7 protein-coding genes are annotated in these 17,038 nt (G+C 58.6%); 4 read left to right on the top strand and 3 right to left on the bottom strand.

The genetic code is table 11. From position 1 onward, the window contains the following. The first annotated feature begins 2 nt into the window (after window positions 1-2). Window positions 3-797, top strand: coding sequence for an ABC transporter permease (locus LC059_RS00590; protein WP_226701918.1), 795 nt, complete (start codon window positions 3-5; stop codon window positions 795-797). Window positions 798-844: 47 nt separating this feature from the next. On the opposite strand, the gene LC059_RS00585 is transcribed toward LC059_RS00590, so the two are convergent. Together LC059_RS00585 and LC059_RS00580 are read right to left on the bottom strand one after the other, a co-directional pair. Further along, entirely contained in the window at window positions 845-2,785 is a 1,941-nt protein-coding gene (locus LC059_RS00585; protein WP_226701917.1) for an aconitate hydratase, read from the bottom strand. 62 nt (window positions 2,786-2,847) lie between these two features. After that, complete coding sequence (locus LC059_RS00580) at window positions 2,848-8,316, bottom strand: DUF748 domain-containing protein (protein ID WP_226701916.1); 5,469 nt, start codon at window positions 8,314-8,316, stop codon at window positions 2,848-2,850. A gap of 265 nt (window positions 8,317-8,581) precedes the next feature. Between LC059_RS00580 and LC059_RS00575 the strand changes: the two genes are divergently transcribed. From LC059_RS00575 to LC059_RS00565, 3 genes are all read left to right on the top strand, one after another. Continuing rightward, entirely contained in the window at window positions 8,582-11,077 is a 2,496-nt protein-coding gene (locus tag LC059_RS00575) for an FAD-dependent oxidoreductase (protein ID WP_226701915.1), read from the top strand. Between the two features lie 316 nt (window positions 11,078-11,393). Next, a complete protein-coding gene (locus LC059_RS00570; RefSeq protein ID WP_226701914.1) occupies window positions 11,394-12,704 on the top strand; it encodes an NAD(P)/FAD-dependent oxidoreductase in 1,311 nt (436 codons plus the stop codon). 122 nt (window positions 12,705-12,826) lie between these two features. Next, window positions 12,827-14,926: a TonB-dependent receptor gene (locus tag LC059_RS00565; RefSeq protein WP_226701913.1), complete on the top strand. Its 2,100-nt coding sequence runs from the start codon at window positions 12,827-12,829 to the stop codon at window positions 14,924-14,926. Window positions 14,927-14,950: 24 nt separating this feature from the next. On the opposite strand, the gene LC059_RS00560 is transcribed toward LC059_RS00565, so the two are convergent. Beyond that, window positions 14,951-17,035: a hypothetical protein gene (locus tag LC059_RS00560; protein WP_226701912.1), complete on the bottom strand. Its 2,085-nt coding sequence runs from the start codon at window positions 17,033-17,035 to the stop codon at window positions 14,951-14,953. Between the last annotated feature and the right edge of the window lie 3 nt (window positions 17,036-17,038).

Here is a 17,038-nt window from a genome sequence, read left to right as displayed (position 1 = left end):
TCGTGAATACCATCGACCTGAGCTGGTGGCAGCTGGGAATTGCCGCGGGGCTGGTGCTGGCGCTAGCGGCCTGCACCTGGCTGGCGCAACTGAGGGTTGGCCGCCCGCTGCTGATAGCCGCCGCGCGCACCGCCATTCAGCTCGCTTTAATCGGCTTTGTGCTGGAGGCGCTGTTCGCGGTCGGCAGCCTGCTGTGGGTGGCACTGATGGGATTTGCCATGCTGTTGCTGGCGGGGCGCGAGGTGGTGGCCCGCCAGCAATACCGGCTGCGGGGCGGCTGGAGTTTCGGCATCGGCACCCTGTCGATGTTTGTCTCCGGGTTCACTATTACCGTGCTGACACTGGTGGTGATTATCAGCCCCCAGCCCTGGTACCTGCCGCAATATGCCATTCCCCTGCTGGGTATGCTGCTGGGCAATACCATGACCGGTGTGGCCCTCGGGCTGGAAAGGCTGACAGAAGGGGCGCGCAAAGGACGCGGTGAAATCGAAAACCGCCTGATGCTGGGAGAAACCTGGCAGCAGGCCAGTGCCCAGCTGCGCCGGGATGCCATGCGCGCGGGCCTGATGCCCACCATCAATGCCATGGCCGCCGCGGGTATCGTATCCCTGCCAGGCATGATGACCGGGCAGATTCTCGCCGGCAGTTCGCCAGCATTGGCAGTGAAGTATCAGATACTGATCATGTTCACCATCGCCGCCGGCACCGGCTTCGGCACCTTTGTCGCGGTGGCGCTGTGTGCGCGGCGGCTGTTTGATGCACGCGAACGACTGCGCCTGGATCGACTTTCACCGTAGGCGAACAGCTGTTAGTAAGGGAACAGCCGTTAACCGATAATGTGAAATCAACCCCCGGCTTCCTTGCGCACTTCATTGATCAGCCCGCCGGCAATCACGGTCGCCACCTCTTCATCGCTCATATTGTGGATAACTTCCAGGGTTTTCCCGTTCGCCAGTTTCACCTGGACGGTGTTGCCGTTCTGTAATTGCGACGGAAGATCTTCGAATTCCAGTTGGTCGTCCTGATTCAGGCGTGCCAGATCCGCCGCCTGCTTGAATAGCAGCGGCACTATGCCGAAATTGATCAGGTTGCGGCGATGGATACGAGCCATGGACACCGCGATAACGGCGCGCACGCCGAGATAGCGCGGCGCTATAGCCGCATGCTCACGGCTGGAACCCTGTCCGTAGTTATCCCCCCCGATGACGAAGCAATCTCCCCCATGCTTTTTGGCCCGTTGGTAAAAATCTTCATCGATACGGGAAAAGGTGAAGTGGCTGATGGCCGGGATATTCGAGCGCAATGGAAGAATGTCGGTACCCGCAGGCAGTATCTCGTCGGTGGAGACATTGTCACCGGCCTTGAGCAGGATGGGGCCACTCAACTGTTCGGATAGGGGCTCAAAATCTGGCAACGGCTGGATATTGGGGCCTTTCTCCAGCTCCACGGGAATCTCGTTGCTGGTGTCCTGGGGGCCCAGCATCAGCGGGCGCATGTCATCGAGCTTTTCCGGCTCGGTGAACGCCGGGTAATCCATGTCCATATCCCGTGGGTCTGTGATCTTACCAGCGAGGGCACTGGCGGTAGCGGTTTCCGGGCTGCACAGATAGACCTGATCCTCTTTGGTGCCGGAGCGGCCGGGGAAGTTGCGCGGTACCGTGCGCAGGCTGATGCGACCACTGGCCGGCGCCTGCCCCATACCGATACAGCCGTTGCACCCGGTCTGGTGCAGACGCGCACCGGCCTGTAACAGGCTGTTAAGGTCGCCGGTGCGGCTGATTTCTTCCAGTAATTGACGGCTGGTGGGATTGATATCCAGTGATATATCTTCCGGGATTTTCTTTCCTTCCACCATTTTTGCGGGGATCACAAAATCCCGAAGGCCGGGGTTGGCCGAAGAACCAATATAGCTTTGATAGATGGGCTTTCCCGCCACTTCGCGCACAGTAACGACCTTGCCCGGGCTGGAGGGGCAGGCAATCATCGGTTCGAGCTTCGAAAGGTCGATCTGTTCACGCTGATCGTATTGCGCCCCCTCTTCCGCTTTCAGCTCGACAAAGTCCTCCTCGCGCCCCTGCTGCCGCAGAAAAGCCCGCACTTTTTCATCCGCGGGGAACACGCTGGCGGTCGCGCCCATTTCCTGCCCCATATTGGCAATAACATGGCGATCCATGGCAGTCAGGTTATCGAGACCCGGACCGTAATATTCAAACACTTTGTTTACGCCGCCTTTTACATCGTAACGCCGCAACATTTCCAGGATCACATCCTTGGCGCTGACCCAGGGTGGCAACTTGCCGGTGACCTCGACACCGACGACTTCCGGCATCACCAGCGAGAAGGGCAACCCGGCCATCGCCAGCGCTACCTGCAATCCCCCGGCCCCCATGGCGAGCATCCCCATGGCGCCACCGGCACAGGTATGGCTGTCGGAGCCCAGCAGGGTTTTTCCGGGCACGCCAAAGCAGGCCATGTGCACCGCGTGACTAATGCCATTGCCGGGGCGGGAAAACCAGATGCCCCATTTGCGGCTGGCGCTGCGTAAAAACAGGTGGTCGTCGGCGTTTTTGAAGTCCGCCTGGATCAGGTTGTGGTCCACGTACTGGGCGGAGAGTTCCGTTTTGACCCGGGGAAAACCCAGGGCCTCGAACTCCAGCATCACCATGGTGCCGGTGGCATCCTGGCACAGCGTCTGGTCGATTTTTAGTTTCACGGCTTCGCCCGGATGCATCTTGCCGCTGACCAGGTGCTGTTCGATCAACTGTTGGGTGAGATTTTTTGCCATGATGTCTCTCCTGTTGTCCGACCTTGATGATGGATTCTTGACGGCTGACGACTTGTCGCACGTCAGTTGGAAAATTCCACTCTGGGCGCATCAGAGTCGGTACCAATATAGTCCGGTGCGCACTGGATAAAGTCCTCCTGATCGAGCCCGGCCTCAATCAGGAATTTCTGTACTTCGCGACTGCGGCGGTGAGACAAGCGCAACAGCTCCTCGCGAATGCCGCGCGGGGGCTCCTTATAGAAGCTGTCGCGGGCTTCTCCCGCTGCGAACACCGCACCGGTCTCATGAGGGAACATGATTTCCAGGTCTCGCGCCGTAGCCACACCGCAGATACCCGGGCGGGCCTTGGGATTGTCACGCATTTTCGCCACCATACCATTGAGCTGCGCCTTCGCGGCTTCACTCAGGGTATCGCTGCCGGGGGAAAATTCGAGGTCCGAGAAACTGACCGCGCGGAATCGCGCCCACGCCAGCTTCGCCAGACTGTAAAAGCCTACCGGGGTAAAGTAGGCAAACAGTGCTTCAAGGATTGCACGCTGCAAGAGGTCGCTGAAAATAAAGCTCAGGGAAAATTCCGGGTCGTACAAGTCGCCAGTCACCGGCATTTCAAAACGCACATCGCCATTACCGTCTTTCAGCAAGGCCAGTGCAAGGCTGAGCGGTATAAAGCTGGATTTGACTTCGAGGTTATCGCTATCGCGCACACGGCGAACCTTGATTTTCTGCAACTCCATTTTGGCCAGCGCGTCGACCATATTGTCGTCCACTTTGACATTCATTACTGCATCCAGCTGCCCCTGCAGAATCTTGTAGCCTAACAGGTTGGCGATATAGGGCGTGGCCGGAATCAGGTTGGCGCCCTCGACATAACCGAGCAGTTGCGCATTCCAGTGATTGTTTTCCAGAAGATCTATCTGCCCCGCCAATTGCATGTCGCTGTATCCGCCGGGACTGCCGTTGAAAACCATTACCCCGGGCGCGTCCTCGGGGTAATTACTGAGTCCTCGCAAAAGCAGGTTGATATGCCGGACAGGCAGCCTCGCCTGATAGTCGTGGCGATTGTCCAGCCACAGGAAGTGGCCTCGATCCACGTAGACTTCGCTGATCCGATAGCGAAAACGGTTAGCCCCGGCGGCCACATCCTGGCGCCGGAAGCGATAGCGTTCCAGCGGCGGAGACTGGCTGCGAAACCGCTCCCAGGCGCCGAGGTCACCCTGCGGCCCTCGCGCCAGAATGCTGCGCGGTTTCACTAACTCGATGGTATTGATATCCAGTATTTTCTTTCCGGGAACGTATTCGAACTGATTGAGCGACAAACGTTCAAATTCCGTATTCCAGGGGTGGTTCACAAACTCCTGCGCGCCTTCATCCCGTCGAAACAACTTGCTATTAGCTAACCCCAGATACATCAGACGGACTAAATCTTTCGCCACGGTGAGCGCGGTAACCTCGGCATACTCCGTTTCCAGCAACAGGTCTCCGCCAGCACTCTGTACTTTCAATGTATCCGCAGTAACCGTATCCAGCTGCAATCGACGCTGGGCAAGATCGAAGTGACCATTGGCCTGGATGGTTTGCAGGTAGATGCAGTGGTGTATGCCTTTGATATAAGCCTGGGGAATACAACCGCGGACATTGTTCAACTGCAGGTTTTTACCGAGGATTCGCTGGCGGCCAATTCCCAGCTCGTCCACTTGCAGGGAATCAATATACAACAGCTGAGCAGGCAAATCCGCCGGGTAGTCATGCTGGGTTATTCTGAAACCTTCAACACGAATATTGTGAAAGCTTCGCTCGGATAAGCCGCTGCGCAAATTGCTTAGCCTGAAATTGTGTTCACGTTCAATCTGTATGCTGGCAACTTCATAGCAGGGAGTATGCGGCTTTTCTGCAAGCTTGATGGAACCAAGACAGCCACTGAGGCCACTTATTTGTCCCCGCTGTACTTGCAGAGCGTCCGTTGAAAACACCAGGCCGCTGACCAGCATATGCTCAAGCTCTATCCGCTTTCGCCCGCCCTGGCGGAGGACAAAGTCCTCCAATGCAATCTGGCCATTGGCACGTAGCGCCTCTCCGGCGCCCAGTCGTTGGCTGCCGGCTATTTGCAACTGCCCAAAGACAATACAAAGCGGGTCTTTAAGCGGTTCACTTCCAGGCGTACCTGGCAGGCAGCCGAAAAAATCCACCGCATTCAAGTCTTCGACCTGAACACGGGCGCCACCGGGCCAGCCCAGTGACTGCCACCTTAATTGCGCCAGCTGCAGTATCGGTGCCTCGCCCTGCACGGGCGTCAACTTCAGTTCCGCAGCCCGCAGGGGACCGAGTAAAACCCGGTTCTTCGGGTTATTTTCCGTCGCCGAAACGGGGCTTCCCAGGGAAATCAGGTTGTCGCCACTTAGGTGCAATTCGCCAGTCGACAGACACCCGCGCCAGCGTGCGCTGCTATCGCCACGCAACTGCGCCGCGGCAAGCCAGTCGTTGAGACCACAACCGCTGGCACTTTGAACACGCAGGTTATGCAAATTTAACTGCACTGGATCGCGCGGCTGCTCGGCCTGTACCAGTCCAAGCTTTTCAACCTGAAGATTTCCCAACTTTAATTGCGCGGGGCTGTCCAGATTGTGATGGAGTGCCAGATTCACCACCGTCAGACCACCGCCGTCTGAATTCAGGTCTTTCCCGCGCACACAGCGGGGCAGCATACGGTCGGGCTTGTTCCCCGCAGGCAAGCAGAGATCTACGGCTCTGGCCTGTAATTGCCCAATCGTCCAATCCGCACGGGCGCCCGCTGTGCGCGGCAGATTTGCCTGTAAATCGAGTCCATGCAGGCCGTCGATTTCCAGGGTTGTGTCCCGCTCGCTGCCGCTGAGAGAGAACTGCTCGAGTTCCAGATTTTTCAGATCGACACTAAACCTGTCGCGACCGTAGTCGATCGAGAAGCGATCGCCGGTGCGGAGGGTTGTCACATCTACACAGCGGGCTTTGCCAAAACAAAAATCTGCAGAGTCCAGTGCGGCCCCGGGTAACGCCAATCGCAGTCGCGCCGGCCTGGATTGCAGCCGGAAATCTGCGTTGGGCAATCGCAGCTGCGACAGTGAAAACAGTGATTGGTTAGCGGCACTTTTCACATTGGCGGATTCAACCGTGAGTTCCGCGGCAGAAAAAACAACGCGCCGCCTAGAGCCCTGGTTGTCGCTGTTGTTGTCGCTAGCGTTGCGCTGCGTGGCGACAGCCAGATTGAGCGGCTGCTGCTGTCGCAGGTTGTGTATCGAAAAACACTCCGGGCGCCGCTCGGCATTACCGCCTCCGGCAAGTGCCTGCCACGACAGCGGCAAGCAGCCGTCAAGTTTACTCAGTGACAGCGAAGCGAGTTCCAGCTCTATTTGACGAGCCGCTATTTTGCTGCCGATTTCTTGCCCAAGTTTTTCTGCTTCGGACTCGTCGGTGTTGTCGTTTTCACTGGCGAGGCGCTCGACCGACAGGCGGCCTTTTTCCACCCCGTCCTTTCCATCAGGCAATTCCTCTTGCTCGCCAAACCAGCCATCTGCATCCTCGCTGGCGAAGTACTCCCCCGGTACCAGTTTCTGGCTGCGCACACGAAAGAATCCAGTGCCAGTATGTAGCTGTTGCAATTCCAGTCCGGTCTGCCGGGTCGGGTCCTTGCTCAAGTGATCGGACAACAACAGCGACGCCAGCGTCAGCTCACCGAGCACCAGGTAGGGCGAGGGCTCGAGTGCCAGTACGAAATCACCCTTGCCCTGTAGCTGTTGCAGGCGACCGCAGAGTGGCGACAATCTCTGGGGCAATAAACCCTCGGGCATACAGCCTGCAAACTTGTCGAGCGTGACATCTTCCAGCAGGTAACGTTTTTTTCCGGGGGCGAGTTCTACCCGGCTCCAATCGAGCCCGGTGAGGGACAACTGATCTTCCGGCTCGCCCTGAGCTGCGCCCAAACGAAATTTTTCCAGTACAAGTGGCCCGCTCTCCAGAGCCCAGGTTTGCGCTGGATTTTTTCCCTTGGCGACCTCGCGCGGAAACTGCAACGCAAAATCTTCTGGCACCCCCAGTTGATGCAACAACACGCAGTGGTCCCTCTGCCCCCAGAGCTGCCCCGGAATGCACCCGGTGGCGCCGTCCAGCGATAGCTTCTGCAACTGCAGACGGCGCCGGTCGTTGCGATACTGCAACGCCCCGAGACGAAGATGGTTTACGTTTAGGGGATTCTGCAGTGCTTTGTCGGCATCCCGGTCAATCACTGTGCCCTGAACAAGGCTCGCCTCGGCGAGATCGACACGAAAGCCGTCCAGCCAATCAAGGGTAGTGGGTTGCGGCAGCCTCACGCTGCCGGCGCGAATACAGTAATGATGGTTGCCAGGGCGGGTGGGGCCGGAGCGCAGGCGACTGGGGCACCACGAGAATCCGCTGGCGCCGGCACTTTGCCATTGCAGGGATTTATCCTGGCGCAGGAAGTCAAAATCATTGATGGCGATGGTTTCCGCGTGCCAATTGGGGTGGCGCCGGTTGCTATAGCGCAAGCGCAGTTCCTGCCCGTTTATCCGGTGCCAGGCTATTTCCGACTGCCGGCCAAAAGAGAAACTCGCCGGTCCGCGTACCTGCAGGCGCCGCGCCGTACCGCAATGGCCGGTGACTCGTCGCAAGCCGGGTATCGCCTCGGCCCAACGGGCCGGCGGGCAACTGCCGATTTTGCGTGTTGTGGTCTCAGCGACCGTGAGCAGATTGCCGGGACGCTCAAAACGAATCTTGCGGGTCTTCAGCCGCACGATGGCAAGGTTGGGGTTTTCCCCGGGGGATCTGCGCATGTCGCCCTCGGCGGGCTCCTGGGTCCTGCTGCCAAGCCCCCCAGCCGCATCTTTTCGAGGGTGGTCGTCCCAGCCGAGCAGATTATCCAGCGCCAGATCATCGGCGCCGATGGAAAACTGTAGTGGTTCGCCGGCATTTTCCCTGAGCCCGGCAACAAAAAAATCATCCAACGCCAGAAAGCCCATGCGAACACAACTGGGAGAGTTCCACTGGGGCTTGTGCTGGTAGCAAACGGTGGTGTCGCGCAGGGTGGCGGCGGTCAAGTCCACGCGCCAGTTTCGCGGCGGCTTCACCCCACCCTCTTTCAGGCGCCAGCCACCAATCTCCCACACCCTGCCTTGCTTGCCGGGCTCCGATTCGAGGTCCATATAGGCCCCAACCAAATCCACTCGCTTTACGTGGATCTTTCCCTGCAGCAACTGCCACCAGCTGAGCCCAAGGGTCGCTTCCTCAGCGCTAAAACCGCGCTCGAATTCGTTGCGAGCCTCCACCCCGCGCAGGTGTGCGCTCAGGCTCGGCAGGGATATATCCATATGCTCGATACGGGCTTCCAGACCTCGCTCGTGTAACCAGCGCTGGACCGCACCGGGAAGCACAATGGAGAGGAAGATATTCAGGGCGCCAATAAGCAGCAGAAAGAAAACCAGCAGCCAGAGCAGGCGGTGGATTCCTCGATATTCTGCGGTCTTATTCGCGGGAGAAGTGGACATCTAAACTCAGCGCACAAGAAATTTCGCGCAGCCGGTATTTTCAGATTAGGTCAGATCGGTTGCTGCACGCTCCCTACATTAAAGACCAGCACCGCTCAGCGAGTTGTCGCGAGATCCTGCAACCCAGAATTTTTATTGCCGAAACCATCGCCGACGACACTCGACTCAGATATTCCGGCGCCACATGCCTCAAAACAGCACGACCAGAGCGTGCTAAAGCCCGCACCCCCGTTACACTGTTTATATTTCAACCAAACTGGTACGCATGAGCTGGCCAGGGCAGGTACCGGTGAACGATCCAGATAAACCACAGATGCGAGAAGATACTCACTTTCAGGCGCCCCACGCCCAAGCACCTCAGTATCAAGACATAGTGCTGATCGGCGGTGGCCACAGTCACGCCGCTTTTTTGCAGCGCTGGGCAAAGAAGCCGCTTGCCGGCGTCCGTCTCACCCTGGTATCTCCGCAGGTACAAAGTGCCTACTCCGGCATGCTGCCCGGAATGATCGCCGGCCATTACAGTTTCAGTGACATCCATATCGACTTGCCCCGCCTCTGCGGTGCAGCTGGCGCACGCTTTGTTCAGGCCTGTGCCCACCATATCGACCCGGTGGAAAAGAAAGTTTCCCTGCTCGGACGCCCGGACCTGGAATACGACCTGGTTTCCCTCGACGTTGGCGCCACGCCCTGTCGCAAGATTCCCGGATCGGACCTCGCCATCCCCGTCAAACCGGTAGGCCACTTCCATCGCTACTGGCAACAACTGAAACAGCAGGTGCAGGGTGAACATAAACCGCTGCGCCTGGGTATTGTGGGTGGCGGCCTGGGCGGCTGCGAGCTGGCCATGGCCATGTCCTGGGCGCTGGAAGAGCCGGTATACAGCGGGCGCGTGGAAATTCACCTGATGCACGCGGGCAACCGACTTCCTGAGGAGTACGCCCTACTGGCGCGCAGAATGGTGGCGCGGGAGCTCGGTCGCCTTAATGTACACACCCATCGCAACTGGCGCGTTGCAGAGATCACTTCGCGGGGGGTTCACAGTGATGAGGGTGACTTCCTCGCCCTGGACAAGGTGCTGCTGTGCACCGAGGCGGGTGCCCCTCCGTGGCTGGCCCAGTCGGGCCTTGCACTCGATGAGCAGGGCTTTGTGCAAGTCGACGAATATCTGCGGGCAGTGGAGTTTCCCTCTGTGTTTGCCACCGGCGATGTAGCCAGCCCGCCAGATACCCGCACTCCGCGGTCTGCGAGAAATGCGCTGGATCAAGGGCCTGCGCTCTATCACAATCTCCGCGCCACTTTGCTGGAACAACCACTCAAGCCCTATCGGGCAAGCAAACATTTTTTCAGCCTGCTTTCATGCGGCAGCCAGCGCGCCATCGTCGCTCGCGGCGGTTTTTCCGCAGCGGGAAGTCTGTTCTGGCACTGGAAGGATCACCGCGATCGCCAGCAGATGGGGCGCTTGATGCGCCCGCTAAAGCAAGGTTATACGGGCCGGTCGTCAGCCGGCACAAAATCAAAGCCCACCATCTTTTCATCGCTCGCTGCCAGCTGGAAGAACCTGTCGCGCCCAGCGCCACGTGGCCTTGAACGACGCGACGAGATGTCTGTGGCCGGGCTGCGCAATCGCGCGAATATCACCTCAGCGGCGGGCCTACTGAACCGCACCTTGTCGTCACTGCCGCAATCACAGCCGATTGCAACGGCGCTCGCCCGTGGCGAAGACACCAGCTCAATCAGGCTCCACAGCGGAAATTTGCTGGTACAGCGCTCTTCTCAACTGCCGGCTCTGGTACCCGACCCCTGGCTGTTCGGCCGCTTGAGTGCCCTGCATGCACTCTCGTATCTGGTCGCATCCCAGGTTCAGCCGCTCTCTGCGCTGGCGCAAGTGACTCTGCCCCAGGGTGCATCAGAACTCGCCACTCGCGATCTGCAACAATTACTGGACGGCGCGGCGCGGGAACTCAATCAGCACAATTGCGCATTAACCGGAGGCAGCACTGGCGAGGGCCCGGAGCTGCAATTGGCGTTAACCATTACCGGCGAGACAACCACGGAGCCGCTGCAGAGCAAACCCCAACTGCGTGCCGGTGACTGCCTGATATTGACCAAACCCCTCGGCAACGGCACCCTGCTTGCCGCCGAACAGCAAGGCAAAGCCCGCGGGCGCTGGATGCAGCAGGCGCTGGAGCTGATGCTACAAAGCAACGCGACCGCAGCGGATATTTTTCTATCCAGCCACGCTCACGAACTCGACGTGGTACACGACACGGGCCTGCTGGGTCGGGTGCTGGAAATGCTCAACTGGCAGATAGGCCACAGCGCTCAGTCTGCATACACAGAAGGCGCCAACCGGCAGGATGCCCTCCAGCTAGGAGCCAGACTGTTTGCCGATGCCCTACCCCTGCTGCCCGGCGCCACAAGTTGCGCCGGACACGGGCTGCTGTCGCGCCGGCACCAATACAACGCCCGCGCTTTCACCGCACTGCAAAACCCGACCGCCTGGCGCGCGGCCCCGCTGCTGCCATTGCTGGTTGACCCGCAGATCTGCGGCGGGCTTCTGGGTGCCGTTCCCGCAGACTGTGCCGAGGATTGCCTGACAACGCTACAGGCCTCCGGCTGTCGCCACGCCGCTATCATCGGTGTTGTCGAAGAGCTTCCAGCATCCGGTGATCAACAGCACTATGCAGCGCAACCGGTACAGCTGGCACAAAGCGGCGACTGGAAAAAACTGACCCGACACCAGAGTGAACTGATTTCCTGAACAGCCTGCATTCCCCGGCTGCGCCCCGACCCGATATCGACCAAAACACTTTCCGTTGAAACCAACTTGCCGTTGTTTATCCGGCTGAGTGCGCTAGTATTGCGCCCCAGAGAATCAATCGTATTTAAAAAAATATTCACGGAAAGCCAACACAGCCTTCCTCACGGGTCTTCACAGAGGCCGCCGCCCGATTGCGAACTTGTGCACCTGAAAACAGGTTCACCCCCGATCGACCGACCTTCGAAGTCTGGGCTCGCTGGGGCACACCAAGGCGCGCGAAGAGCACGAATTTTTAGCTCTACAGGAAATCTCTGTCATGAAGAAAATCGTTATTGTCGGCGGCGGCGCCGGCGGGCTTCAGCTGGCCACCAGTCTCGGCCGTCACTTTTCCTTCAATCGTTTTCATCGCCGCAATAAGTCCCCTGCCGCGGAAATTACGCTGGTCGACAAAAACCGCACACACATCTGGAAACCGCTCTTACACCAGGTGGCCACCGGTGCGCTGGACTCCAGTCTCGATGCACTCAATTACCAGGTCCACGCCCGCGCCAATGGGTTTCAATTCGCCCTCGGCAGCCTGCGCGGTCTCAACCGGGAAGAAAAAACCATCGAACTGGATGAGGTGTACGGCAACGACGGGCAACCGCTGGTACCAGCACGCAAACTTGAGTACGACTTCCTGGTGTTCGCCCTCGGCAGCCAGAGTAATGACTTCAACACCCCCGGTGTGCGCGAGCACTGCCAGTTTCTCGACAGCGCCGAACAGGCGCAGAAATTCCATACCCGACTGCTCGACCAGTTTCTGCAACTGGAAAACCGTGTAACGGAAGAGGTGCAAATCGCAATCGTCGGTGGCGGTGCAACCGGTGTGGAACTGGCCGCGGAGCTGGTGGACGCGGTGCACGAGATGGGACATTACGGGCACATCAAGAATGGCGATCTCAAGGTCACCCTGATTGAGGCCGGCCCACACCTGTTGCCGGCGCTACCGCCACGGCTCGGCAACAGTTCGGAAAAAGAACTGACCAACCTCGGTGTGCGCGTACTCACAGGTACTCAGGTCGCCGAGGCGACACCCACCGGATTTGTCACCAAGGACGGCGAGGAGATTCCCGCGGCCATTCGCGTCTGGGCCGCCGGCGTCAAGGCGCCCGACTTCCTGCAAACGCTCGATGGTCTCACCCTGAATCGCCAGAACCAGATTGAAGTGGCATCCTCGTTGCGCAGTAAAGATGACCCGGCGATTTTCGCGCTCGGCGACTGTGCAGGCTGTATCGATGCCGCCGAGCACAAGGTACCGCCCCGTGCGCAGTCCGCGCAGCAGATGGCCAAGACCGCCCGCGACAACCTGATCGCATTGGTGGAAAACCCGCAGGCAGAATTACAGGCATTTACCTACAAGGACCGTGGCTCACTGGTTTCCCTGTCCAAATTCGACGCGGTGGGTAGCCTGATGGGAGGACTGGTCAAGGGCAGTTTCACCATCGAAGGGCGCCTCGCTGGCCTCGCCTACCGCTCACTCTATCGCATGCACCTGGCCGCCCTGCACGGCTGGCCAAAGGCAATGCTGCTGTATCTGATCGGACAGGCGAACCGCTTTGTGAAACCCCGCCTGAAAATGCACTGACCGAAATCGCCCTCCGGCGATTTCATCCACGCTTTTTTTGCAGCATTCGTGCCGGTACCATGTCCGGGTACCGGCTTCCTTTTCCGCGGCCCCATCACTCACCGATATCCGATTTTCACTGAATGACACGACTACTCGCCCTAGCCCTCAGCGCACTCGCCATAACGGAACAAGGCCAGGCCGTGGAGCAGGCCGTGGAGCAGGCCGTAGAGAGTAATCACGACCTCGAACAGGTTACGGTAACCGCGACACGCAGCGCGCGCACCCTGCAGGCACAGGCAGAGTCGATCTCGGTTGTGAATAATGCGGCACTGCGGCAAATCAGCGCGGTCCACCCAAGTCAGGCACTCGCATCGGTACCGGGTACCTGGGTCAATCGTGGCAATGGCCAGGAAAGTCTGGTCGCGATTCGTTCGCCGGTGCTGACCGGTGCCGGTGGTTGCGGCGCTTTCGCGATCACCCAGGACGGCGTACCCGTGCGCGGCACCGGTTTCTGTAACATCAACCAGCTGTTTGACAGCAACTTTGAGCAGGCCGGGCGTATCGAGGTGTTGCGCGGGCCGGGGACGGTGCTGTACGGCTCGGACGCCCAGCACGGGGTGATCAATGTATTGAGTGCGGCACCTGCAAACGGGCGGGAAACCAACGCGGTGATTGAGGGCGGAGCCAATCAGTATCAAAGGGTGAAACTGGGCTACAGCCGCGGCGATGATGACGGCGGGTTCCGCATCGGCTTCAGTGGCGCACGCGACGGTGGCTTCAAGGACGATTCCGGTTTTGACCAGCAAAAACTTCAGCTGCGCGGCGACGGCCATCTGGCGGACTGGTCCTATCAGTCTCTGGTGAACATCAGCAACCTCAATCAGGAAACCGCCGGCTATGTAACCGGCAAGAACGCGTACAAGAACGACACGCGCAAACGGGAGAACCCCAACCCCGAGGCCTTCCGCGACAGCCAGTCCGCCCGCGCGCAAATGCGCCTCGAACGGACGCTGGACAACGGCAACGCTCTGCAAATCACGCCTTATTTACGCCACACGGACATGGCATTCCTGATGCATTTTTTGCCGGGTACGCCGCTGGAGCAGAATGGCCAGCGCAGTGTTGGTGTGCAGACAGCGCTGCGCCATGGCAAAAATACGCCGGTGCAGTTCATCAGTGGTGTGGATCTGGAATATACCGCGGCTTGGCTCAAGCAAAGCCAGGAAGACGGCTTCTCCGTATTCCCCGCAGGTAAACAATACGATTACTCGGTCAACGCAACGCTTGCTGCTGCCTTCAGTCAGGTGGAACTGGCGTTGTGGCAATCAACCAGTGCGACCATTGGCGCCCGCGGAGAGTATCTGCGCTACGACTACGACAACCAAATGATCAGCGGCGACACCACGGATAGCGGTGAAACCTGTATCAATGGATTTACCGGCGCCATCGGTTGCCGCTATAGCCGCCCACAGGACCGCAACGACGCCTTTGCCAATCTGTCAATCAACGCCAGCCTGGTACATACCTTTGCCAACGAAGCTAGCGGCATACTGCGCCTGGCCCATGGCTTCCGCGCCCCCCAGGCGACGGAGCTTTATCGGTTGCAGAACGGACAGTCTCAGGCAGACCTGGATTCAGAATCCATCGACAGCCTGGAACTTGGGTTACGCCAGTCAACAGAAACCATCCGTTACGGCGTGACCGCGTTTTACATGCAAAAGGCCGACGTGGTATTTCAGTCTTCCGAACGGCTGAACCTGAGCAATGGCGAGACCCGCCATTACGGAGTGGAATACGAACTGGAATGGCTGTTAACGGACCGCTGGCGCATTGGTGCCACCGGCACTTTCGCACGGCACCAGTACACCAACAATGTCAGTGCGCCGGGATCCGGGCCGATCATGAGTGACGGCAAGGATATTGATACCGCACCGCGGCAGCTGCACACCCTCAACGCCTCCTGGCAGCCGCTCGCATCCACGCGGGTCGCGCTGCAATGGCACGACACCGGCAGTTATTACACGGATATCGAAAACGCCCACCGGTACGATGGACACAAGCTATTGCATCTTCGTGTACTACACGAGCTGAGTGACAGCACCGCGCTCGGTGTGCGAATAGAAAACCTGGCGAATGTGGATTACGCGGAGCGCGCGGATTATTCCAGCCTGGGTGGCGGGGACCGTTATTTTATCGGCGAACCGCGCAGTGTCTTTGCAGACCTGCGTTTCACCTTTTAACTACGCCGTAGAAATATAATCAGGTCAGGGCCTGACCACCACCGGCCCGCCCAGGTTTACGCCAGGCGCCTTCCAAACTTCGCCCCACAACAGTCTCCAGCGCATGGGCCAACTCAGCGCACAGACGGTACCCGCTTCTGCAAATCGATAATTTTCGCAGGGCTGGGTCAAGTCGGTGATTCCGATTTCCGTGTAAGCGGGGTGGCGATAGCGGTAGTGATCAATCAGGTAACGCAGACCGTCATCAAATGGCAGGTATTGCCAGCGGATCCGAACCGGCGTGTTGGTGGTGCCGGTGCGTCCCTCGCCCTCGCGGAACCAGCTCGTCAGCTGCCCGTCGACACCATAGGTGCGCTCGAAGAAGAGCCGGCTTTGCAGGTCGTCACTGCCGTTGTAGGTGGCAATCTCCACTTCGCGCAACTGCCCGCGGCTGTTATAGCGATACTCGATCTGTTCACGGGCTTCCGGGGTGCCGTCGGCGTCGTTATCCAGTGTCATTTCTTCACTGAAAAGATTGTTGTCATTGGTATAGCGGTAAGTGAACGTCCGGCGGGATTCCACGGTGCCATCTGCATCGACATCGAATTCCCAGGTCTGCTCACGAAGCTTGCCATTCGTCAGGTAAACATACTCATAAGTATTTTCGCGATCGACCACCCCGTCGCCATTGTCATCGATACGCTGGATTTCCCGAAATAAACGCTCTCCGCTACCGTAGCGAAATTCGACCTCGGATCGCACATCCACCACACCATCAGCAGATGCAAGGTCGCCATCATCCAGTGTATCCACCAGTTCCAGTAACAGGCCGTTGCGATTGTAGAGAAATTCAAAACGCTGCCGGCGCTCGACGATGCCATCAGCATTCAGATCCAGTTCTTCCAGCCGCCACTCCAGCAAGCCATCCTCATCGTAGAGGCTCTCTACCCGGAATAGCGAGTCCAGAATTTCATCGACGTTGTCATCCAGTTCATAGACGGAAAGCACATTGTTACCGCCATCGTCGTATTCAAAACGGTACACTCTGCGCTCCCCGACCAGCAGCTCGCCATCCTCCTCGACCACCCTGACCAGGAAACCGTTGTCACTGTAAAAGCGCTCGTTGCGATAAAAGAAATCCACAGTGCCGTTTTCGTCGGTGTCGGTTTCCCGCAGCATAAAGATCCGGCGCCCCAAACTGTCATAATCGTATGACAGTCGTTCGCGCCAAGTTTCGGCGGTATCCGGTAGCACGGTGAAGTCCACGATCCGCGGCAATCCAAGGCTGTTGTATTCCCAGCGAACTTCCTGTTCTATCTGCTCATCGTCCTGGATATTACGGGTTTCCCGCACAGGCAGATGCACCGGCACCACAATACCCAGCACATCGTAGAGGTACACCAGCGGGGCATCTAACGGCAGCTGATATTTGATGGAAAAGGCCGTTTTGATTGCCGGCAGTGAATCCAGTCCGCGTCGGTAGGGGAAAGCGTAGAGATCATAGAAAAAATCGACCCGGTAATCTGCCAGGTCAGCATTCCAACCGGAGAGGTCGATACCATTGTCCGGATTCTGATCCCGATCCAGGGTCAGCAGTAGCAGCATTATATTGGACACTATGTCCAGCGCGTCCGGCCACTGGTGATTTTCCAGAGCCGCTCGCAGATCGGCCTCTTCCGTGTAAGGCGCACTGCCTGCCAGATCAAAGGGCGTCAGCTCGTCCGCGCCTGCTGCCTCACCCAGGATGATACCGCCGAGGAAGAACTCCACCTGTTCACCATCGCGGTAGCGAAAGGTACCGTCGCTGTCGGTAACGCCGGAAAAGCTCGGAGTTCGATAACCAATCCCCTCGAGTTCCAGGAAAGTCCCGCTCATCTCCGCACCACTACCTGCACCGGCGCCACTACTGGAGCTGGCACTTCTGGCGCCCCCAGAACTACTGGAACTGGCACTGCTGCCCAGCGCACGCGAGCTGGAGTTACTGTCACTACTGAAGTTGCAGGCGCCCAGACACAGGCAAAAGAGGAGACACAGAAGCAGGGCAAAAAACCGCGACATACCCGTGTCCCGGAACGGTAACAGGTACTTGGAAACGGTAACGACACCCGGTAAAGCGAGCCTTCCTGGCACTGG

It is taken from the genome of Microbulbifer elongatus, assembly GCF_020524885.1.
Lineage (GTDB): Bacteria > Pseudomonadota > Gammaproteobacteria > Pseudomonadales > Cellvibrionaceae > Microbulbifer > Microbulbifer elongatus_A.
Note: the sequence above shows the minus strand (reverse complement) of the source record. Positions and strands in the feature narration are given on the sequence as shown.

Bases quoted from the DNA above. Each gene is read 5' to 3' on its own strand.
- LC059_RS00585 (WP_226701917.1), bottom strand. From the start codon at position 2,785: ATGGCAAAAAATCTCACCCAACAGTTGATCGAACAGCACCTGGTCAGC.
- LC059_RS00580 (WP_226701916.1), bottom strand. From the start codon at position 8,316: ATGTCCACTTCTCCCGCGAATAAGACCGCAGAATATCGAGGAATCCAC.
- LC059_RS00575 (WP_226701915.1), top strand. From the start codon at position 8,582: ATGAGCTGGCCAGGGCAGGTACCGGTGAACGATCCAGATAAACCACAG.
- LC059_RS00570 (WP_226701914.1), top strand. From the start codon at position 11,394: ATGAAGAAAATCGTTATTGTCGGCGGCGGCGCCGGCGGGCTTCAGCTG.
- LC059_RS00565 (WP_226701913.1), top strand. From the start codon at position 12,827: ATGACACGACTACTCGCCCTAGCCCTCAGCGCACTCGCCATAACGGAA.